The following is a 20,009-nucleotide window of genomic DNA, read 5'->3' on the forward strand; positions in this document are numbered from 1 at the left end:
GCTACACCTCATACTTTCTTGACTTATACTGTGCATCAATTTCAAGAATGGTTTCAAGATCTGGACTTTGTATCACATCATGTGCATTCATTTCACGTTCAATAATTGTCTCAATATCTAAAAAGTCAATCTCTTCATCTAAAAACTGCTGCACGACAACTTCGTTGACTGCATTCATTACGACTGGCATCGTGCCACCAATCCTGATTGCATCATATGCAAGTTTCAGACATCGATATCTATCAAAATCCATCGCCTTAAAGTCCAGCTGACCAACTTCAGCAAGATTTAGTCGTTCTGCTTTACGTGCGAGACGATCCGGATAACTAAATGCATAAAGAATCGGCATACGCATATCCGGTGTCCCAAGCTGGGCAATCACACTTGTATCATTGAACTCTACCATTGAGTGTATGATACTTTGCTTATGTAACAGAGTTTCAATTTTATCGATTGGCATATCAAACAGCCATCTTGCTTCAATGACTTCAAGTCCTTTATTCATCATTGTCGCAGAATCAATTGTAATCTTCTGACCCATCGACCAGTTCGGGTGTTTCAGTGCATCCTGTACAGTAACATCTTTCAGTGCCGCGCGAGATAAATCTCTAAATGAACCTCCACTCGCTGTAATAATCAGTTTCTCAATATGTTTATGATCTTCACCATTTAAACACTGAAAGATTGCAGAATGCTCTGAGTCTACAGGTATTATATTCACATTATTTTCACGGGCGAGCTGCATAATAATTTCACCTGCAACAACAAGCGTCTCTTTATTGGCAAGCGCAATATCGATGCCGTGTTTAATCGCATGAACAGTAGGCTTTAATCCGACACTCCCCATAATTGAATTTAAGAGCATATCATTTTTGTGATATGCAGCTATTTCCATCAATCCATCATTACCATATACGACTTTAATAGCCGTTGATCTAATCTTATCTACATCTTCTTTATTTTGTACACAGCAGATGTCCGGTCTAAATTCTTCAATAATTTCATTTGCCAGATCAATATTTTTACCAACCGAAAAACTCACAAGCTTGTAAGCATGCGGATATTGTCTAATTATATCTAATCCTTGTGTACCAACTGATCCGCTGGCACCTAATATTCCTATGTTTTTCATTGTTTCACCTTTTTTACGTTTAATAGCTTTATTCTATCATAAATCTTGCAATCATAATAAGCATTCAAATACATTTATCACATGAAAAAATAACCCTGTTCACGATTTAGCAAAACATGAACTGGGTTATTATGTATAAAATAATGCTGTGATTGTTTATTTGAAACTAATCAATAATATATTCATCAAAGGCAGTACAAAGATAAAAGAATCAAAGCGATCGAGTATTCCGCCATGTCCAGGCAACAGATTACCTGAATCTTTAACATCAAAGTGACGTTTTAGCGCACTTTCCACTAAATCACCGAGCTGCCCGAACATACTGAATAACCAAGTTAAAAGAATCAGTGGCAGGATCGATAGCGGCATATCATAATTGATACTGAATATAATTGCTATTATAGTAGAACTTAGAATACCTCCTACAAAGCCTTCTATCGTTTTATTGGGACTGATTTCTGGCCACAGCTTATTCTTGCCAAATAAACGTCCAAATATGTATGCACCTGTATCTGTTACCCATACGATAAGTAAAGCGAATAAAATATAAATCAGACCGTTGTTACGCGTTTCATAGAAATACATAAACCCAATCCCAATATATGCAACTGCAAGCATACAAAATGCAGCATCCACGAAATTGAATCTATTCTTACTCATCACTGTATAGCTCAGCATAATTAAACTCATTAATATTAAAAAAGGAACCTGATAATCGAGCGCAACAAGCTTACTTTTTTCTGGTAACATAATTAAACATATTGCGACTACACTAATAATACCGGGTAATGAATAAAGCTTAATATTCTTCATATTCAACACTTCTTTTAGCGCTACAATCGCAAGTAAGTATGCCATAATTAATAGTGGCAGCTTACCATATACAACCACGGGCAAAAAGATTGCCATTGCGATTATCGCAGTAATCGTTCTTGTTTTCATGATTTACTCCTTATAATCCACCAAATCGTCTATGTCGATTCTGGTATATTGAAATACATTTATCTAAACTTTGTTCTGTGAAGTCCGGCCAGTATTCATCTACAAACACAAACTCACTATATGAACATTGCCAGATTAGAAAGTTACTTAAGCGCTCTTCACCAGATGTACGGATGAGAAGTTCTGGATCCGGCATATTTTTAGTAAATAAAAATTCATTAAACTGAGACTCATTGATTTCATCTAATGAAAGCTCTCCAGATTTATATTGTTCTGCAATTAACTGTACCGCAGAGATGATTTCTTTTCTGCCACCATAATTTAATGCAAATACTAACTTTAACCCTGTATTATCCTTTGTTCTTTCTTTCGCCTCTAGTACAGCCTTCTTTGTGTGTTCTGGCAGATCATCAATAAATCCAATCGTTTCCACCTTTACGTTCTTTGCAATCAATTCCGGAAGAAAGGTATTTAAGAAATCTCCTGGTAACTTCATTAAATAATTTACTTCATCTTTAGGTCGTGACCAGTTTTCGGTAGAAAATGCATACAATGTTAAATATTCTACTCCGAGATCACTTGCATGTCCTGTTATCTTCTTTACTGTCTGCATGCCTTCGTAGTGCCCTTTAATGCGCGGCATCTTCTTAGCTTTCGCCCATCTCCCATTACCATCCATTATAATAGCAATGTGTTTCGGAATATGCGCTTTACTCATTTGAATATTTTCTGTCACTTTCCTTTTCTTAAATGGGAACATAGCCGCCTCCGTAATTCAACTTATTCATATATTTTAACATAAGATATATGTATATTCATGAAAATCACAAAAAAAGGTCGAGCCAAAAATGATTTGGCTCGCCATTTATTCAAACTATAATTTATTTTATTACAGGTACCCTATACTTCTAAAATATCTTTTTCTTTAGACGCAGTTAATTCGTCAATCTTTTTAATAAATTTATCAGTTTCAGCTTGAACATCATCAGAAAATGATTTTAAATCATCTTCAGTAATGTCTCCAGCTTTTTCAGCTTTTTTAAGTGCATCGTTCGCATCACGACGGATGTTACGAATCGCAATTTTTGAATTCTCTGCTTCTTTCTTAGCTTCTTTAACGAGTTCTTTACGGCGTTCTTCTGTTAAAGCTGGTATTGTAATACGGATTACATTCCCGTCTGAAGTCGGGTTAACACCAAGGTTTGCCATATTAATTGCCTTTAAAATATCATCAATTGATGTTTTATCATATGGCGTAACTAAAAGCATTCTTGCTTCAGGAACTGATATACTTGCTAATTGCTGAACTGGCGTTTCAGCACCGTAATAAACTACAGATACACGATCTAACAGATTAGCATTTGCATGGCCCGCACGAATCGCAGCAAAGTCACGCTGTAAGCTCTCGATACTCTTTTCCATCTTTGATTTTAATTCATTCATAATTTCAGTTGTCATTCTTTTTCTCCTTTGATTCTATATTTTATTTTGTGATGATAGTCCCTATCTCTTCACCCATAATTGCACGTTTAATATTACCATCTTCCATAATTGAGAATACCATGAGTGGAATATCGTTGTCCATACAGAATGAGCTTGCTGTTGAATCCATTACTTGTAGACCTTCTTGTAACATTTCGATATATGTTAAGGTTTCATATTTCTTCGCATTTGGATCTAGTTTCGGATCAGCTGAATATACACCGTCTACGTTATTCTTACCCATAAGAATGACATCTGCTTCCATCTCGGCAGCACGTAATGCAGCTGTTGTATCTGTTGAGAAATAAGGATTCCCAATACCAGCAGCGAAGATGACAACACGACCTTTCTCAAGATGGCGTATCGCTCGACGTCGAATGTAAGGTTCTGCAACTTGCTTCATTTCAATAGAAGTTAGCACACGCGTGTCACAATCCAATTGTTCTAAAGAGTCCTGTAATGCTAATGAATTCATTACCGTAGCAAGCATCCCCATGTAGTCAGCAGTACCGCGGTCCATACCTAGGTCACTTCCCGTTTTACCGCGCCATATGTTACCACCGCCTACGATTACAGCAATCTCACAATCCATCTTCGCTACTTCTGCCACTTGTTTCGCAACACTTTTAATCACAAACGGATTAATGCCAAAGCCTGTTTCTCCAGCAAGCGCTTCTCCACTCAACTTTAATACGACACGTTTATATTTAGAAGTTTCAATCATTATTACCCGTCCTCTCAAAATATGTGTACTGTACACAAAACTATAGCCATTATATCAATAATCTTCTGTTAAATAAATCATTATATGTAGTTTTTCTAACCTTTTATGTATAAAAAAAGACACCGAAGTGTCTTTATCAGAACATTATTTACCCATTTGCCCCATTACTTCATCAGCAAAGTTATCTTGACGTTTCTCGATACCTTCTCCAACTTCATAACGTACGAATGATTTTAATGAACCACCTTTTGATTTTAAGAATTCAGCAACAGTTTGATCTGGATTTTTAACGAATGGCTGATCAACCACACAAATTTCTTCTAAATATTTACGTAGACGACCTTCTACCATTTTTTCAACGATATTTTCTGGTTTACCTTCATTTAATGCTTGTTGTTTCAAAATTTCTTTTTCGTGTTCTAATTCTTCAGCAGAAACTTGTTCACGAGAAACGAACTTCGGATTTAATGCAGCGATGTGCATTGCAACGTCTTTTGCAGCTTCAGCATCAGTTGAATTTTCAACTACTGCTAACACTCCAATACGTCCACCCATGTGTAAGTATTCACCAAATGCATCTGCATCTGTTTTTTCAGCTAATACGAAACGACGTAAAGTTAATTTCTCACCGATTGTAGAAATTGCTTCGTTCAATTTAGTTTCAACATTTTTACCTGCTTCGATTTCAGACGCCATTAATGCATCAAGATCAGCTGGTTTAGTTGCTAGAATATGATCTGCCATTTCTTTAACTAATGCTTGGAAACCTTCATTACGTGCAACGAAGTCTGTTTCAGAGTTTAACTCTAATAAAACTGCAGTGTTGCCACTAGAAGCAACATAAGTTGTACCTTCAGCAGCGATACGGTCAGCTTTTTTAGCAGCTTTCGCAATTCCTTTTTCACGTAAGTAGTCAACTGCTGCGTCGATATCTCCGTTTGTTTCAGTTAATGCTTTTTTGCAGTCCATCATACCTGCGCCTGTTCTTTCACGTAATTGTTTAACTAATTGTGCTGTAATAGCCATGTATAATACCTCCAGAGATTTATGTTTACGGTTTTATTTTACTAAAATTTTAATTAAAACTAAAGCAAATGCTTTAGCTTTTAAAAAAAGTGATAAATGTTATACACTTATCACTTTTATTTCAATTAAGCTTCAGTTGTTTCTTCTGCTTTAACTTCTGCTTCTTCAGATAAATCAATATTTTGTTCAGCTGCAACTTCTTCGTTAGATACGCCTTGACGACCTTCTAAGATTGCATCAGCCATTTTACCAGTTAATAATTTAACGGCACGAATCGCATCATCGTTTGCAGGGATTACGTAATCGATTTCATCTGGATCACAGTTTGTATCTACGATACCAACGATTGGAATGTGTAATTTCTTAGCTTCTGCAATCGCGTTACGCTCTTTACGAGGGTCTACTACGAATAATGCTGAAGGCATAGATTTCATTTCACGAATTCCACCTAAGAATTTGATTAAACGATCATATTCTTTTTTAAGTTCAACTACTTCTTTTTTAGGAAGTACGTCAAAAGTACCGTCTTCTTCCATTTTTTCAATTTCTGAAATACGTTTTACACGTTTAGAAATTGTTTTGTAGTTTGTTAATGTTCCACCTAACCAACGTTCGTTGATGAAGAATTGACCTGCACGTTCCGCTTCTTCTTTGATTGCTTCTTGTGCTTGTTTTTTAGTACCTACGAATAATACAGTACCGCCTTCTTCAGAAATAGATTTTACGAAGTTGTATGCTTCTTCAACTTTCTTAACTGTTTTTTGAAGGTCGATGATATAAATACCATTTCTTTCAGTGAAGATATATTTCTTCATTTTTGGGTTCCAGCGACGTGTTTGGTGACCGAAGTGAACACCAGCTTCTAGCAATTGTTTCATTGAGATTACTGCCATTTTAATTTCCTCCTAATTGGTTTTATTCCGCCATTACAGGCAATTTCAGAAACAACAGATGTTGCACCGTCCGAAATACTTATCTGTAATGTGTGAATTTGGCTTTTTAGCCATAGATTAATATAACATAAATCAATATTACATTCAATAATAAAAATTAAAAGAAACATAAATTATCTCTTATAAGTTTGTATATTTATCACATTGATTAATGTGACGCAGATAGTTCCTCTAAGAAATGTTCTTTTTTAATTTTGATAAATGTACCCTTCATACCAAGCGATCGCGATTCAATAACTCCTGCGCTTTCAAGCTTACGGAGTGCATTAACGATAACCGAACGCGTGATTCCGACTCTATCTGCTACTTTAGAAGCAACAAGTAATCCTTCTGATGCCCCTAATTCTTCAAAGATATGTTCAATCGCTTCTTTCTCTGAATACGATAGTGAATTAATAGCCATATTGATTGCTGCTTTATCTCTCGCAAGCTTTTCAACATCAGCGTGCTTTTCACGCAGAATTTCCATACCTACTACAGTAGCTGCATATTCTCCTAGTACGAGATCCTCATCATCAAACGCTCTATCTACACGGCCTAATACAAGCGTTCCAAGGCGTGTACCGCCCCCTTTTATCGGGATAATAACCGTATTAGACTGAGCGAATAAGTCTGCATTTTCAGATGGGAACACAGAAAGGTCATTTTCTATTTGAATATTGCTCTTTGTCTCATCAATATTTAAAAGTAGCTCAACATATGTTTCTGGAAACTGACGTTCCTCAAGCATCTTGATAATGCGTTCGTTCTTAAGTAGTTCATTAACACCAAAACCTAATAACTTTCCGCGACGTGATAAGATGAACACATTAGATTGCATCGTTGAACCAAGATAATCTGCCATTTCTTTAAAATCAACTGCAATCCCTTTATGCTCCTGTAAAAGTTTGTTAATCTTTCTCGTTTTTTGTAATAATCCCATATTAAAAGGCACTCCTTTAAAGTATAAATTCACTTAAATTTTTATTTTTTGTAATGTTTCCTAGTTTAGCATCGACATATTGCGCAGTAATATCTACATGTGCGTTCGGCATTTCCGAAGCCTCAAACAGCAGATCCTCAAGCATCTTTTCTAAAATTGTATGTAGGCGTCTTGCACCAATGTTATCTGTTTCCTGATTCACTTCATAGGACATTTCCGCGAGTCTGTCAATCGCTTCATCCGTAAACTGGATAGTAACATCTTCTGTCGCCAGCAAACTTTCATACTGTTTTAACAACGATAGTTTCGGTTCTTTTAGTATTCTTTTGAAATCATCTACCGAAAGCTTATCAAGCTCCACCCGAATCGGGAACCTCCCTTGTAACTCTGGAATCAGGTCGCTTGGTTTGGACACATGGAAAGCCCCAGCACCTATGAATAGGATGTGTTCAGTATTAACAGCTCCATACTTCGTCTGAACTACACTACCTTCAACAATCGGTAATATATCACGCTGAACACCTTGTCTTGAAACATCCGGCCCTTGGTTACCTCCGGCTATCTTATCTATTTCATCGATAAATACAATTCCTAACTGCTCAGTTAAGGCTACAGCTTCACTATGCATTGATTCTTCATCGATCAGCTTTGTTGCTTCTTCATCAATCAGAACGTCCCTTGCATCTGAAACCTTTAACGTACGTTCAACCTTCTTCTTCGGCATCATCTGACTGAACATATCCTGCATTTGATTGTTCTGCATATCCATACCGAACATATTCAGTCCTTTAAATTCTTGGTCTACTTTAATCTTGACAGTTTCATCTTCTAATTTTCCTGCTTTCAGCTGAACTTGAATATCTTTACGTTTTAATTTTACATGCTCATCTGGTGCATCTTCTTCTTCTTGGATAGTTTGATTGAACAGCATTTCAAATGGATTTCCAGCTTTATTTTCTTTTTTCTTCATCGCTGGAACGAGCAACTTAACAAGGCGTTCTTCTGCATTTCGTTTAGCTTCTTCTAGAACTTCCTGTTTTTTCTTCTCTTTAATTAACCTGACACCATTTTCTGTAAGATCCCTTATCATACTTTCAACATCGCGACCTACATAACCGACTTCTGTATATTTGGTTGCTTCTACTTTTACAAAAGGCGCGCCAACCAGCTTTGCCATTCGTCTCGCTATCTCTGTTTTACCGACACCCGTTGGCCCAATCATCAATATGTTCTTAGGAATAACTTCCTTTTGAATCTCATCATCTAGTGCCATACGACGGTAACGATTTCTTAAGCTTACCGCCACTTTCCTCTTTGCATCCTGCTGACCGATAATATGTTCATCAAGATGACTAACGATTTGTCTTGGCGTTAAGTTCGCTGACTTCATGATTTGCCTCCTAAATTTCTTCAATAATAATATTATGATTTGTGAATACACATATATCAGCTGCTGTTTCTAAAGAAGCCTGTGCGATATCGCGGGCGCTCAATGTACTGGCATGACGCTTTAATGCACGCCCCGCACTTAGCGCATAATTCCCACCTGAACCAATCGCAATAATATCATCATCAGGCTGGATCACTTCGCCTGTACCACTCACGACAAGCAGTTCATCTTTGTTCATAACAATCAGCATCGCTTCAAGTTGACGTAACATTTTGTCGCCACGCCATTCTTTGGCAAGCTCAACTGCTGCACGTGATAAATTACCATTATATTCATGAAGTTTTGCTTCAAACATTTCAAATAACGTAAATGCATCTGCAACACTGCCGGCAAATCCTGCCATGACTTCATCATTAAAAAGTCTTCTCACTTTTCTTGCAGTCTGTTTCATAATGACCTGTTGGCCGAGTGTCACTTGACCATCACCACTCATCGCCGCCCGACCATTATGTCTGATTGCAAAAATTGTCGTAGCATGTAATTGATTATTCATTCTTTCACTCCTTATGCTCTTGGATGTGCTTTTAAATATGAATTTCTTAAGTGCGCTTTCGTTATATGCGTATATTTGCTCGTTGTCGATAAATTGACATGGCCAAGCAATTCCTGAACAGTACGCAAATCTGCTCCATTATTCAATAAGTGTGTTGCGAATGTATGTCTTAATTTATGGGGATGGATATGTCCATCCGCACTACTCCTCTTAATCAGCATATCAAGAATATATGTCAGTCCCCTAGCGGTGAGAGGACCACCCCGCTGATTAACCAGTAAATAGTCATGCGTTATCACCTTGCTGTTTCTAAAATCCAGATAATCCAGTAATGACCGATGTGCATAGGCACCATAAGGAATAATTCTTTCTTTACGGCCTTTCCCCATCACCTTTACTGTCATAAGTCCTAGATCGAATGCATCACTCTTCAGCTCAATAAACTCTGAAACACGCATACCTGTAGCATACAACATCTCAAGTATGAATTTATCCCTTACTGCGAATGGTTTTGACATGTCGATACTATTAAACAATAAAGTCATCTCTTTTTCATAGAAGAATTCAGGCAGATACTTCTTTTGTTTCGGATGAACAAGTTGTACAAAGGGATTGCTTTCGTCTCCATCATATAAAAACCCATAAAAAGAGCGTAACGCAGAAATTCTTCTCGACACCGTCGTACGTTCAAGCCCTTTGTTATATTGACTCACGAGGTAATTTCTCGCATCACGATATTCAAAAGTTCTAAACTCTAACTGTTCGTGTTCTAAAAACGCAATAAACTGCAGTACATCATTTTTATAGGCAGTAACAGTATGGTCTGAAAAATTACGCTCATTCTTCAAGTAAGTTAAGAATCTTTGCAAATCATTAGTGTCCATACAGTCCTCCTATTTATCTGAATTCTATCACAATTTAAAATTGACACACAACTAAAACACTATAAAGTAACTTTAAAATGTTCTAAAGAAGCTAATGCGCGTGCTGCGAGCGCTTCATATCGTTCTTTTTTATCTTTAATACGTTTATCTAAACTTGGCAAGAGTCCGAAATTGGCGTTCATCGGTTGAAAGTTCTTGCTGCTTGTATGCGTGATGTAATATGCCATTGAACCGATCACTGTATTTTCAGGGAATGTAATCACAGGCTTATTGTCAACATACTTCGCCATATTGATTCCTGCAACTAATCCACTTGCTGCACTTTCCACATAACCTTCTACACCTGTCATCTGTCCAGCCAGAAACAGACTGTCATTGCCTTTAAATTGATACGTCTGCTGTAGATTTGTCGGCGAATTGATAAACGTGTTGCGGTGCATAACACCATATCTGACAACTTCCACATTTTCAAGACCAGGAATCAGCTTTAATATTTCTTTTTGTGCGCCCCACTTCAAATGTGTCTGAAAACCTACAATATTATAAAGTGTTCCTGCTGCATCATCCTGACGTAACTGGACAACTGCATATGGACGTTCCCCAGTCTTAGGATCTTCTAGACCAACAGGCTTCATTGGTCCAAACAATAGTGTTTTACGCCCTCGCTTCGCCATCTCTTCAAACGGCATACAGCCCTCAAAGTAGATTTCTTTTTCGAATTCCTTTAATGGCACTACTTCTGCTTCAAGTAAAGCATCATAGAATGTATTGAACTCTTCTTCTGTCATCGGACAGTTCAAATATGCAGCCTCACCTTTATCATAACGCGACTTCAAATACACTTTATCCATATCGATTGAATCCTTTTCAATGATAGGTGCAGCCGCATCATAGAAGTAGAGATGATCTTGTCCTGTTAGCGTCTGAATTTGTTTTGATAAGCTTTCAGTAGTTAATGGGCCAGTCGCAATTATCGTCGGTCCATCTGGTATCTCCGTAATTTCTTCATTGATAACTTCAATATTTGCATGTTGCTTTAATGTATCTGTCACATATCCACTGAATTCATGTCTATCTACAGCTAGTGCTCCGCCTGCGGGTACGCTTGCGTTATCAGCAGCTTTGATGATTAACGAATCGAGTCTACGCATCTCTTCTTTAAGAACACCGACAGCATTCGTCAATGCATTGCCTCGTAATGAATTCGAGCAGACAAGTTCAGCAAATTTGTCTGTATGATGAGCTGGGGTCTGCTTTACCGGCCTCATTTCATATAGTTTAACTTTAATACCTCGTTTTGCTAATTGGTATGCCGCTTCACTACCCGCAAGCCCAGCGCCAATTATATTTACAGTTGTCATAGTATCTCCTCCTGAATATCCTTCATGATTGTATTACAATTTTGTAATGAAATAAACTATTATTATTAAAAACAGATTCATTTTTCACAAAAATCGAAAAAATAATAGAGAACAGATTATATTTCAAATCTGTTCTCAGATTAACATGATTATTTATGGATGTGTTATTGAGGCTTCTCATCATAATCACAATTCGTGCATACAACTTGTGTCTGCTTCCCTTTTTTGCGTTCCACAAGCTGCGTGTCACACTTCGGACAATTTCTTGCAATAGGTTTATCCCAAGAAATATAATCACATTCTGGAAAATTACTGCAGCCATAAAAAATTCTATTTTTCTTAGATTTACGTTCAACAACTTCGCCATCTTTACACTTTGGACATGGTACACCAATAGTTTTGACGATTGCTTTTGTATTTCTGCAGTCAGGGAAATTTGAACAGGCCATAAATTTACCGTAACGTCCCATTTTATATACCATCGGAGAACCGCATTTCTCACAATCTTCTCCTGCTGGCTCGTCTTTAATTTCAATCTTTTCCATTTCTGCTTCTGCACGTTCAACATGCGTTTTAAAATCACCATAAAATGTTGAAACAACTTTCTTCCATTCCATATCTCCACTTGCAATTTTATCCAATAATGTCTCCATATTCACCGTGAAATCAATATCAATAATTTCAGGAAAGTATTCTTTAACAGACTCGTTGACAATGATGCCAAGCTCCGTCGGATAAAATTTCTTCTGGTCAACTTTTACATAATTACGCTTTTGAATCGTATCTATGGTTGGTGCATAAGTTGAAGGTCTGCCAATACCTTTTTCTTCCATCGTTTTAACAAGACGTGCTTCAGTGTAGCGTGGAGGTGGTTGTGTGAAATGCTGATTTTCGTCGATATTAACAGCCTTAACTGTGTTACCCACTTCCAGCACCGGCAATTTATTCTCTCCGTCTTCAGTCTCTTCATCCTGACCTTCGATGTACACGCTCATAAATCCTTTAAACTTAATTGTCTGACCATTTGCTCTAAATTTAATATTATCCTGAACAAGGTCTACACTGACCGTATCAATGACTGCTGCAGCCATTTGACTTGCCATAAAACGCTCCCAGATCAATTTGTATAGGCGTAGCTGATCTCTAGAAAGATACGCTTTCATCTCAGAAGGCGTACGCATCACCGATGTTGGGCGTACTGCTTCATGTGCATCTTGGGCACCTCCACTCTTACTTCTGCGTTTAGACAAGAATTCTTTACCGTAATGTTCTTCAATATAGCTTGCAGCCTCATTCTTTGCAGTATCTGAAATACGAGTAGAATCCGTACGCATATATGTAATCAGCCCGACTGTACCTTGTTTCTTAAGGTCGATCCCTTCATATAATTGTTGTGCAAGCATCATTGTTTTACGTGCTTTGAAGTTAAGCTTACGTGCAGCTTCTTGTTGCAGCGAACTTGTAGTAAAGGGTTGTGCAGGATTTCTGAGTTTTTCTTTTTTTGTGACATCTGTCACTTTAAATGTATCTGATTTCAGTTGTTTGACAATTGCTTTAACGTCGTCTTCCTGCTTTAATTTCTTAGGTTTATTATTCTCATGTAAGAACTTTGCCTTGAACTGTTTTTTATCATATTCAAATAATCCGTCAATCGTCCAGTATTCCTCTGGTTTAAACGCATTGATTTCTTCTTCTCGATCAATAATAAGCTTAAGTGCCACAGATTGAACACGGCCAGCCGAAAGTCCTTTTTTAACTTTTTTCCATAATACCGGAGAAATATTATAACCTACGAGACGGTCAAGTATACGTCGTGCTTGCTGAGCATCAACAAGATTTTGTTCAATTTGTCTTGGATGCTTAAAACTCTCTTTGACAGCATCCTTTGTAATTTCATTAAATACAACTCTGGATTCTGCTTTTTCATCTATATTCAGTATATGTGCCAAATGCCAGGCAATCGCTTCACCTTCACGGTCCGGGTCACTCGCAAGATAAACATGTTTCGCGCGCTTTGCATGTCTTTTTAAATCTTGTACGATAGGCCCTTTTCCTCTAATCGTTATATATCTTGGTTCAAAATCATTTTCAGTATCAACGCCCATCTGGCTACGCGGTAAATCACGTACATGCCCCATAGATGCGACCACTTTAAATTTCTTCCCTAAATATTTTTCAATGGTTTTAGCTTTTGCAGGCGACTCAACAATGACGAGATTTTCTGCCAATTGTATATCCCCCTCTTACTTAATTTGTTTTCAATGATAAATAATATACGTATAAGTAAGTGATTGTCAAATAAAACTCATAAATATAGTTTTAATTTTTTGAAATATCAGGAAAAAAATAATCTTCTATAATATCCTGTGCACATTGAACAAGCTTTGCACCTTCTTTGATCCTTTTATTACATCCTGCTGAAAGTTCATGAATGATAGGTCCTGGCAGACAATAGATGTTCCTATTCTGTTCTAAACCTTGATCCAGCGTTATTAAACTCCCACTCCTCTCTTTTGCTTCAGTGATCAGGATGCCTTGAGCAAGACCGCTAATAATTCTATTACGTTCTGGAAATCTAAACTTTTGTATCGGTGTAGCCGGTGGATATTCACTTATCACGATGTGATGTTTTTCCATCAGCCTTCTTATTAAAGTAGTCTCTGCAGGATAGATGAAATCATGACCATACGCGAGGACTCCAATCGTATGACCTCCATAAAAGTTACATGCCAGATGCGCATAATTATCTGCGCCTTTTGCCAGACCACTGACGATGTATATATTATTTTTTATCAGTACCGGTACAATCTGGTCCAGGGCATCTGCTGTATAATTCGTTGCATCTCTGCTCCCTACAATCGCTAAGGCATTCGTATAGTTAAGAAGATTAATATTGCCTTTTGCGAATAAAACAAAAGGATAATCATAAATTTCAAGCAGTAGTTGTGGGTACGCTTCTGAATCAAAATAGATTGGGGTGATCTCCTTGTTTGCAAGCTCTTCTAACAGCGTTTTGATTTTGAGATTCTGAAATTTTGATAACTTATTATCCAGCGTGCGCTCATGGCAGTTAAGAATTTGTCGTAATATAGGCTTGAGCTGAAGAAAATTTAAATCAAATGAATGGTAAACATTATATATCTTGTGTAACTCCTGAGTCGTGAAACCTGCATAAATGAGTTTTAAAAGTTTATGATGTCGTTTCATATCTGTCACCTCATTACTATTCTAATAGGTGTTCTTTAATTTCATTTCATTTAAGTATTAATATTTGTAAATATTAATAAAAAAATACCGGACGACCTATAACTCATATATAGGTCGTCCGGATTCTTTTTTATTTAACTGTTAAACATTTTTCGTATAAGCCTGCTTCTTCTTTAATACGTTCGATTAATGTAGAACCAATTTCAGAAGGTGTCGCTGCAGTTTTAATGCCGCAAGCATTCATTGTTTTAATCTTTTCTTCAGCCGTACCTTTACCGCCAGAAATAATCGCACCAGCATGTCCCATACGTTTACCTGGAGGTGCAGTCTGACCACCGATAAAGCCTACAACAGGTTTCGTCATGTTCGCTTTTACCCATTCAGCAGCTTCTTCTTCCGCTGTCCCACCGATTTCACCGATCATCACAACAGCTAAAGTTTCAGGATCATTGTTAAACGCTTCTAGTGCATCGATGAAGTTCGTACCGTTTACAGGATCTCCACCGATACCTACAGCTGTTGTTTGACCAATACCTGCTTGTGTTAGCTGATGCACTGCTTCATAAGTCAATGTTCCAGAACGGCTTACAACGCCAACGTGACCTTTTTTATGAATGTATCCTGGCATAATCCCGATTTTACACTCATCAGCAGTAATAACACCAGGACAGTTCGGTCCAACTAAGCGTGTTTTCTTACCTTGCATATAACGTTTCACTTTAACCATATCTAATACTGGAATATGTTCTGTAATACAGATTGCTAAATCTAATTCAGCATCTACACATTCAACAATTGCATCTGCAGCAAATGGTGCTGGTACATATATAACAGATACCGTAGCACCTGTTGCTTTTACTGCTTCTTCAACGGTATTAAATACCGGTACGCCTTCAACTTCCATACCACCTTTACCTGGTGTAACACCGGCAACGATCTTTGTACCATATTCAATCATTTGTTTCGTATGAAATAATGCTGTTGATCCTGTAATTCCTTGTACGATTACTTTTGTATCTTTATCAATAAATACTCCCACGATTATCCCCGCTTCCTATTTAGCTTCTTTTACTAATTCAACGATTTTTTGTGCACCTTCAGCCATCGTGCTTGCTGGTGTAATTGCTAATCCTGAATTACCTAGAATTTCTTTACCTTGATCCACATTTGTACCTTCTAAACGTACCACTAATGGGATTGTTAATTCTAATTCTTTAGCCGCTGCAACAACACCTTCTGCGATTACATCACACTTCATGATACCACCGAAGATATTAACGAAAATCCCCTCAACCTTCTCATCACCTAAAATGATTTTGAATGCTTCAGTAACTTTCTCTTTCGTTGCGCCGCCCCCTACATCAAGGAAGTTCGCCGGATTTCCGCCGAAATGATTAATTGTATCCATCGTTGCCATCGCAAGACCGGCACCGTTTACCATACAACCGATATTCCCATCTAAAGCGATATATGATAAATCATATTTAGATGCTTCGATTTCCTTTGGATCCTCTTCATCTAAATCACGTAGTTCCATAACGTCTTTTTGACGGAATAATGCGTTTGCATCAAAGTTAATTTTAGCGTCAAGCGCTAAAACTTCCCCTTCACCTGTTGTTACAAGTGGGTTAATTTCAATGATTGAAGCATCTTTCTTCATAAATACATCATATAGACCTAGCATAATTTTTACTGCTTTATTTACAGATTCTTTCGGAATATTAATGTTAAATGCTAGACGACGTGCTTGATAAGGCATTAATCCAACAACTGGATCGATAACTTCTTTAAAGATTTTTTCAGGTGTCGCTTCAGCTACCTCTTCAATTTCAGTCCCACCTTCTTCAGAACCCATTAATACTACACTGTCTGTAGCACGGTCTAGTACGAAACCTAAATAATATTCCTTTTTTATATCGCATCCTTCTTCAACTAGAAGACGTTTAACTTCCTTACCTTCAGGACCAGTTTGATGCGTAACTAATACTTTTCCAAGTAATTCTTTCGCGTAGCTTTCAACTTCTTCTAAAGATTTTGCAATCTTAACACCGCCAGCTTTACCACGGCCACCAGCGTGAATTTGAGCTTTAACGACGTAGACCCCTTCTTTTAGACCTTTAGCTACTTCAACTGCTTCTTCAGGTGTATAAGCAACAGAACCGTTCGGAACTGCTACACCCATAGAGCGAAAAATCTCTTTCCCTTGATACTCATGGATATTCATTGTCCATCCTCCTATAGTGCACATTAATTTAGCTTACGTTCCAATTATAAAAAATGAAAGCGCTATTGTAAACCGCAAACGCTTAAAAAAAACAGACAATTACGATAGTTACGTAATTGTCTTTGCGTTTTCTTCTGTTTTTATCATTGATTTAATCGGCTCAAATGATTTGCGATGATGCTCTGTTATCCCATACTGCATCAAACCTTCTAAATGTCTTTTAGTGCCATATCCAGCATTATGATTAAAATCATAGTAAGGAATATCTTTATGAATCTCTTCCATCAGGTGATCGCGATAAACTTTCGCAATAACACTTGCTGCAGCGATAGAAATACTTTTAGCGTCTCCTTTAATGATTGATTCCTCAATTAAACCTGTATTCAGTTTCATCGCATCTATCAGTAGTACGTCAGGCTTTACAGGTAACTTATCTATCGCTCTGTGCATCGCAATTTTCGTTGCTTCGTATATATTGAATTTATCAATTTCCTCCACACTTGCTTCTCCTATCGCATATGCAACCGACTGTGTTAATGCGTCATAAAGCGATGCCCTCTTATGCTTTGATAACTGCTTCGAATCGTTTAGACCAATATAGTGATGGCCATCGTTTAAGATGACAGCACATGCGATAACTGGGCCCGCTAATGGACCACGCCCGACTTCATCAATACCACAAACGACTTTTCCGTTATAGCGACGTTCATATTCGAGCATTTGTTCATATTCATCTATTGCTTGAGTTTCCTGCGCGATTTGTTTTGCTCTCGCCTGCTTTACTTTTAACGCACCACTTCTCGACTCTTCTTCAAAAAAATCAATAAGTTCTGTTTGATTCATCTCTCTTACTTTTTCTTTAAGTAAAGCGATGGTATAGTCATTACTCTTCATCATCAACCTCTGACATTGAAATATGATCGAATGTATATTTTCCTATTTTTTCGTTACGTATATCTCTTATAATTAATTCTACAACCGATTCATAATCTATTTCATTACCCTTTAACTTTAGGCCACGGCTTCTGCCGATCGCATCAAATACTTCAATATACGGCGTATCTGCTGTGACATCAATATTATAGTGCTTGTTAAATGTGTTCAGGTCTCTTTCCTGCAAAAACGAAATCCCATATATAGCGACTTCATCTAAATGAACAATGCTATCTTTAATTGCACCTGTTAAACTTAATTTTTTGCCGACAGTCTGATCCTCAAACTTCGGCCATAAAATCCCGGGTGTATCTAATAGTTCCAATGTCTTTCCAACCTTAATCCACTGCTGTTTCTTTGTAACCCCTGGCATATTCCCCGTCTTTGCGATTGACTTCTTTGCAAGGCGATTAATTAAAGTTGATTTACCCACATTTGGAATGCCGACAATCATTGCACGAATTGCACGTGGACGTAACCCTTTTTGCTTCATGCGGTCAAACTTTTCTTTAGTAACGATTTCTGCCGCTTTCGTTACTTGGGATAGATTTTTACCATTTTTGCTATCAATGAGCACAGGATAAAAGCCCTGTTCCTCAAAATAGGACATCCACTTTTTTGTTTCATTTAAATTTGCCATATCCATCTTGTTTAATAATACGACGCGCGGTTTATCCTTGATTACTTCATCAATCATAGGGTTTCGTGAAGAGTAAGGGATGCGTGCATCAACAAGCTCAAATACTACATCGACGAGCTTAAGCTGCTCTGTAACTTCTCTCCTTGCCTTTGCCATATGTCCTGGGAACCATTGTATTGCCATAATTTCACTTCTTTCCAGTTATTTAATTTAATCATCATACAAAATACGATTTACTTCATTGTATGTTAAAATATCTTTATGATTTATAATTAATATTTTAACACATTACTTAAGGAGTCTTTATGCTAATTTCACTCATCGCACCAATTTATAATGAAGAGAAGAATATTCAGCTACTTACTGAACAGATTGATGCTGTGATGCATAATAACAACTACAACTATGAACTCATACTCGTCAATGATGGAAGTAAAGACCATTCTTTATCAATCATAAAAGAGCAGGCAACCCTTTTTCCACAAATAAGGTACATTTCCTTTTCTCGCAATTTCGGTAAAGAGTCTGCTATGATCGCCGGACTCAATGCAGCTCGTGGAGACTGTGCTGTTATTTTAGATGCTGATTTCCAGCACCCTCCTGAACGCATACCGGAGATGATTCATTATTATGAAGAAGGATATGACCAAGTGGTCATGCGCAGAGACCGTTCAGGAGAGCATGTCATCAGGAAATTCCCAACTCAGTTATTTTACAAGCTTATCAACAATGCAGTTGATATTCAGCTAACAGATGGTGAAGGTGATTTTCGTCTGATCTCAAGACGTGTGATTGATAGCATCCTTTCCTTAAAAGAATATAACCGATTTTCTAAAGGGATATTTGAATGGGTAGGTTTCAGCAAAAAGACATTAAACTTTAAAAATATTGAACGTTTTGAAGGACAGTCTTCATTCTCTCCAAAAAGACTGATTGACTATGCAATTGACGGTATTATTAGCTATAACAATAAACCATTACGTCTTTGTTTCCATTTTGGCGCACTCACTATGACGTTATGCTTACTCTATATATTGATCACTTTCATACAAATTATGCGCCACGGCGTAGAGTCACCTGGATATTTCACAATCATTGCATCGGTATTGTTTCTCGGTTCCGTTCAACTGTTTGGCCTTGGCATTATCGGCGAATATATCGGTCGGATTTATTATGAGACAAAGGGTCGACCCCACTACATTATTAGCGAAACTAATATTAGTAAAAACGAGCTGCAGGAGAACGTGAGAACACGCATATGATAAAACGTTACAGTCGACTGATCAAGTTTATTGTTGTAGGTTTCATTAATACATTCAATTATTACCTTGTCTATTTGCTATTATTAAAGGTTTTACATTTAGGTTATTTAACGAGTCATCTAACGGGATTTCTCGTGTCATTTATTATTTCTTATTTTTTAAACTGTTATTTTGTGTATAAAGTGAAACCCACCTTTAAAAAATTTATTCAATTTCCACTGACGCAGGTTGTGAATATGGGTGTACAGACGCTGCTACTCTATATATTCGTGGAATCACTGCATATCGATAAAGTTTATGCCCCTTTCCCTGCACTAGTCTTTACGATACCTATTACTTATTTCGTTACAACTTATATCTTAACAAAGGAGTAA

20 protein-coding genes are annotated in these 20,009 nt (G+C 37.3%); 2 read left to right on the top strand and 18 right to left on the bottom strand.

Going from position 1 to position 20,009, the window contains the following annotated elements; genetic code table 11:
• Position 1: 1 nt before the first annotated feature.
• The 18 genes from QNJ52_RS00640 to ylqF all read right to left on the bottom strand — a co-directional run bounded on the left by QNJ52_RS00640 (position 2) and on the right by ylqF (position 18,556).
• Positions 2-1,132: a 1-deoxy-D-xylulose-5-phosphate reductoisomerase gene (locus QNJ52_RS00640; RefSeq protein ID WP_219494662.1), complete on the bottom strand. Its 1,131-nt coding sequence runs from the start codon at positions 1,130-1,132 to the stop codon at positions 2-4.
• Between the two features lie 156 nt (positions 1,133-1,288).
• Positions 1,289-2,074 carry a phosphatidate cytidylyltransferase gene (locus tag QNJ52_RS00645; RefSeq protein ID WP_099483165.1) on the bottom strand — a complete coding sequence of 262 codons (786 nt, stop codon included), beginning with the start codon at positions 2,072-2,074 and terminating at the stop codon, positions 1,289-1,291.
• A gap of 10 nt (positions 2,075-2,084) precedes the next feature.
• A complete protein-coding gene (locus QNJ52_RS00650) occupies positions 2,085-2,834 on the bottom strand; it encodes an isoprenyl transferase (RefSeq protein WP_283721623.1) in 750 nt (249 codons plus the stop codon).
• 140 nt (positions 2,835-2,974) lie between these two features.
• The gene (gene frr, locus QNJ52_RS00655; RefSeq protein ID WP_219494658.1) at positions 2,975-3,532 is read right to left on the bottom strand and encodes a ribosome recycling factor; all 558 of its coding nucleotides are present in this window, start codon (positions 3,530-3,532) and stop codon (positions 2,975-2,977) included.
• A 25-nt stretch (positions 3,533-3,557) separates the two neighbouring features.
• Complete coding sequence (gene pyrH / locus QNJ52_RS00660; RefSeq protein ID WP_219494656.1) at positions 3,558-4,280, bottom strand: UMP kinase; 723 nt, start codon at positions 4,278-4,280, stop codon at positions 3,558-3,560.
• 144 nt (positions 4,281-4,424) lie between these two features.
• Positions 4,425-5,306, bottom strand: coding sequence for a translation elongation factor Ts (tsf, locus tag QNJ52_RS00665; RefSeq protein ID WP_219494655.1), 882 nt, complete (start codon positions 5,304-5,306; stop codon positions 4,425-4,427).
• A 125-nt stretch (positions 5,307-5,431) separates the two neighbouring features.
• Positions 5,432-6,199 carry a 30S ribosomal protein S2 gene (gene rpsB, locus QNJ52_RS00670; protein WP_086038570.1) on the bottom strand — a complete coding sequence of 256 codons (768 nt, stop codon included), beginning with the start codon at positions 6,197-6,199 and terminating at the stop codon, positions 5,432-5,434.
• Between the two features lie 208 nt (positions 6,200-6,407).
• Positions 6,408-7,181 (bottom strand): GTP-sensing pleiotropic transcriptional regulator CodY, encoded by a 774-nt coding sequence (gene codY, locus QNJ52_RS00675; RefSeq protein ID WP_219494652.1) that lies wholly within the window; start codon positions 7,179-7,181, stop codon positions 6,408-6,410.
• 16 nt (positions 7,182-7,197) lie between these two features.
• Entirely contained in the window at positions 7,198-8,571 is a 1,374-nt protein-coding gene (gene hslU, locus QNJ52_RS00680; protein WP_219494650.1) for an ATP-dependent protease ATPase subunit HslU, read from the bottom strand.
• A 10-nt stretch (positions 8,572-8,581) separates the two neighbouring features.
• Positions 8,582-9,124 (bottom strand): ATP-dependent protease subunit HslV, encoded by a 543-nt coding sequence (gene hslV / locus QNJ52_RS00685; protein ID WP_219494648.1) that lies wholly within the window; start codon positions 9,122-9,124, stop codon positions 8,582-8,584.
• 11 nt (positions 9,125-9,135) lie between these two features.
• A complete protein-coding gene (locus tag QNJ52_RS00690; protein WP_219494646.1) occupies positions 9,136-10,008 on the bottom strand; it encodes a tyrosine recombinase XerC in 873 nt (290 codons plus the stop codon).
• A 59-nt stretch (positions 10,009-10,067) separates the two neighbouring features.
• The gene (gene trmFO / locus QNJ52_RS00695; protein WP_219494644.1) at positions 10,068-11,369 is read right to left on the bottom strand and encodes an FADH(2)-oxidizing methylenetetrahydrofolate--tRNA-(uracil(54)-C(5))-methyltransferase TrmFO; all 1,302 of its coding nucleotides are present in this window, start codon (positions 11,367-11,369) and stop codon (positions 10,068-10,070) included.
• Positions 11,370-11,533: 164 nt separating this feature from the next.
• Positions 11,534-13,603 carry a type I DNA topoisomerase gene (gene topA, locus QNJ52_RS00700; RefSeq protein ID WP_219494822.1) on the bottom strand — a complete coding sequence of 690 codons (2,070 nt, stop codon included), beginning with the start codon at positions 13,601-13,603 and terminating at the stop codon, positions 11,534-11,536.
• An 85-nt stretch (positions 13,604-13,688) separates the two neighbouring features.
• On the bottom strand, positions 13,689-14,576 hold the full coding sequence (dprA, locus tag QNJ52_RS00705; protein WP_219494643.1) for a DNA-processing protein DprA: 888 nt from the start codon (positions 14,574-14,576) through the stop codon (positions 13,689-13,691).
• A gap of 130 nt (positions 14,577-14,706) precedes the next feature.
• Positions 14,707-15,615 (bottom strand): succinate--CoA ligase subunit alpha, encoded by a 909-nt coding sequence (gene sucD / locus QNJ52_RS00710; protein ID WP_219494641.1) that lies wholly within the window; start codon positions 15,613-15,615, stop codon positions 14,707-14,709.
• 15 nt (positions 15,616-15,630) lie between these two features.
• Positions 15,631-16,800, bottom strand: a complete 1,170-nt coding sequence (gene sucC / locus QNJ52_RS00715; protein WP_219494639.1) for an ADP-forming succinate--CoA ligase subunit beta — start codon at positions 16,798-16,800, stop codon at positions 15,631-15,633.
• A gap of 108 nt (positions 16,801-16,908) precedes the next feature.
• Entirely contained in the window at positions 16,909-17,694 is a 786-nt protein-coding gene (locus QNJ52_RS00720) for a ribonuclease HII (protein ID WP_219494636.1), read from the bottom strand.
• Positions 17,684-18,556, bottom strand: a complete 873-nt coding sequence (gene ylqF, locus QNJ52_RS00725; protein WP_219494634.1) for a ribosome biogenesis GTPase YlqF — start codon at positions 18,554-18,556, stop codon at positions 17,684-17,686. Before ylqF ends, QNJ52_RS00720 begins: the two co-directional genes overlap by 11 nt.
• A gap of 122 nt (positions 18,557-18,678) precedes the next feature.
• Between ylqF and QNJ52_RS00730 the strand changes: the two genes are divergently transcribed.
• Together QNJ52_RS00730 and QNJ52_RS00735 are read left to right on the top strand one after the other, a co-directional pair.
• On the top strand, positions 18,679-19,635 hold the full coding sequence (locus tag QNJ52_RS00730; RefSeq protein ID WP_219494633.1) for a glycosyltransferase family 2 protein: 957 nt from the start codon (positions 18,679-18,681) through the stop codon (positions 19,633-19,635).
• Positions 19,632-20,009, top strand: coding sequence for a GtrA family protein (locus QNJ52_RS00735; protein WP_219494631.1), 378 nt, complete (start codon positions 19,632-19,634; stop codon positions 20,007-20,009). The genes QNJ52_RS00730 and QNJ52_RS00735 overlap by 4 nt, the downstream gene beginning before the upstream one ends.

This window comes from Macrococcus sp. S115 (assembly GCF_030067655.1).
GTDB lineage: Bacteria > Bacillota > Bacilli > Staphylococcales > Staphylococcaceae > Macrococcoides > Macrococcoides psychrotolerans.

What these genes read in the sequence shown, in the direction of transcription:
- sucC (WP_219494639.1), bottom strand. Translation starts at nt 16,800, where the DNA reads ATGAATATCCATGAGTATCAAGGGAAAGAGATTTTTCGCTCTATGGGT.
- hslV (WP_219494648.1), bottom strand. Translation starts at nt 9,124, where the DNA reads ATGAATAATCAATTACATGCTACGACAATTTTTGCAATCAGACATAAT.
- QNJ52_RS00650 (WP_283721623.1), bottom strand. Translation starts at nt 2,834, where the DNA reads ATGTTCCCATTTAAGAAAAGGAAAGTGACAGAAAATATTCAAATGAGT.
- codY (WP_219494652.1), bottom strand. Translation starts at nt 7,181, where the DNA reads ATGGGATTATTACAAAAAACGAGAAAGATTAACAAACTTTTACAGGAG.
- frr (WP_219494658.1), bottom strand. Translation starts at nt 3,532, where the DNA reads ATGACAACTGAAATTATGAATGAATTAAAATCAAAGATGGAAAAGAGT.
- pyrH (WP_219494656.1), bottom strand. Translation starts at nt 4,280, where the DNA reads ATGATTGAAACTTCTAAATATAAACGTGTCGTATTAAAGTTGAGTGGA.
- dprA (WP_219494643.1), bottom strand. Translation starts at nt 14,576, where the DNA reads ATGAAACGACATCATAAACTTTTAAAACTCATTTATGCAGGTTTCACG.
- QNJ52_RS00645 (WP_099483165.1), bottom strand. Translation starts at nt 2,074, where the DNA reads ATGAAAACAAGAACGATTACTGCGATAATCGCAATGGCAATCTTTTTG.
- QNJ52_RS00690 (WP_219494646.1), bottom strand. Translation starts at nt 10,008, where the DNA reads ATGGACACTAATGATTTGCAAAGATTCTTAACTTACTTGAAGAATGAG.
- QNJ52_RS00640 (WP_219494662.1), bottom strand. Translation starts at nt 1,132, where the DNA reads ATGAAAAACATAGGAATATTAGGTGCCAGCGGATCAGTTGGTACACAA.
- QNJ52_RS00730 (WP_219494633.1), top strand. Translation starts at nt 18,679, where the DNA reads ATGCTAATTTCACTCATCGCACCAATTTATAATGAAGAGAAGAATATT.
- hslU (WP_219494650.1), bottom strand. Translation starts at nt 8,571, where the DNA reads ATGAAGTCAGCGAACTTAACGCCAAGACAAATCGTTAGTCATCTTGAT.
- QNJ52_RS00720 (WP_219494636.1), bottom strand. Translation starts at nt 17,694, where the DNA reads ATGAAGAGTAATGACTATACCATCGCTTTACTTAAAGAAAAAGTAAGA.
- trmFO (WP_219494644.1), bottom strand. Translation starts at nt 11,369, where the DNA reads ATGACAACTGTAAATATAATTGGCGCTGGGCTTGCGGGTAGTGAAGCG.
- QNJ52_RS00735 (WP_219494631.1), top strand. Translation starts at nt 19,632, where the DNA reads ATGATAAAACGTTACAGTCGACTGATCAAGTTTATTGTTGTAGGTTTC.
- ylqF (WP_219494634.1), bottom strand. Translation starts at nt 18,556, where the DNA reads ATGGCAATACAATGGTTCCCAGGACATATGGCAAAGGCAAGGAGAGAA.
- rpsB (WP_086038570.1), bottom strand. Translation starts at nt 6,199, where the DNA reads ATGGCAGTAATCTCAATGAAACAATTGCTAGAAGCTGGTGTTCACTTC.
- tsf (WP_219494655.1), bottom strand. Translation starts at nt 5,306, where the DNA reads ATGGCTATTACAGCACAATTAGTTAAACAATTACGTGAAAGAACAGGC.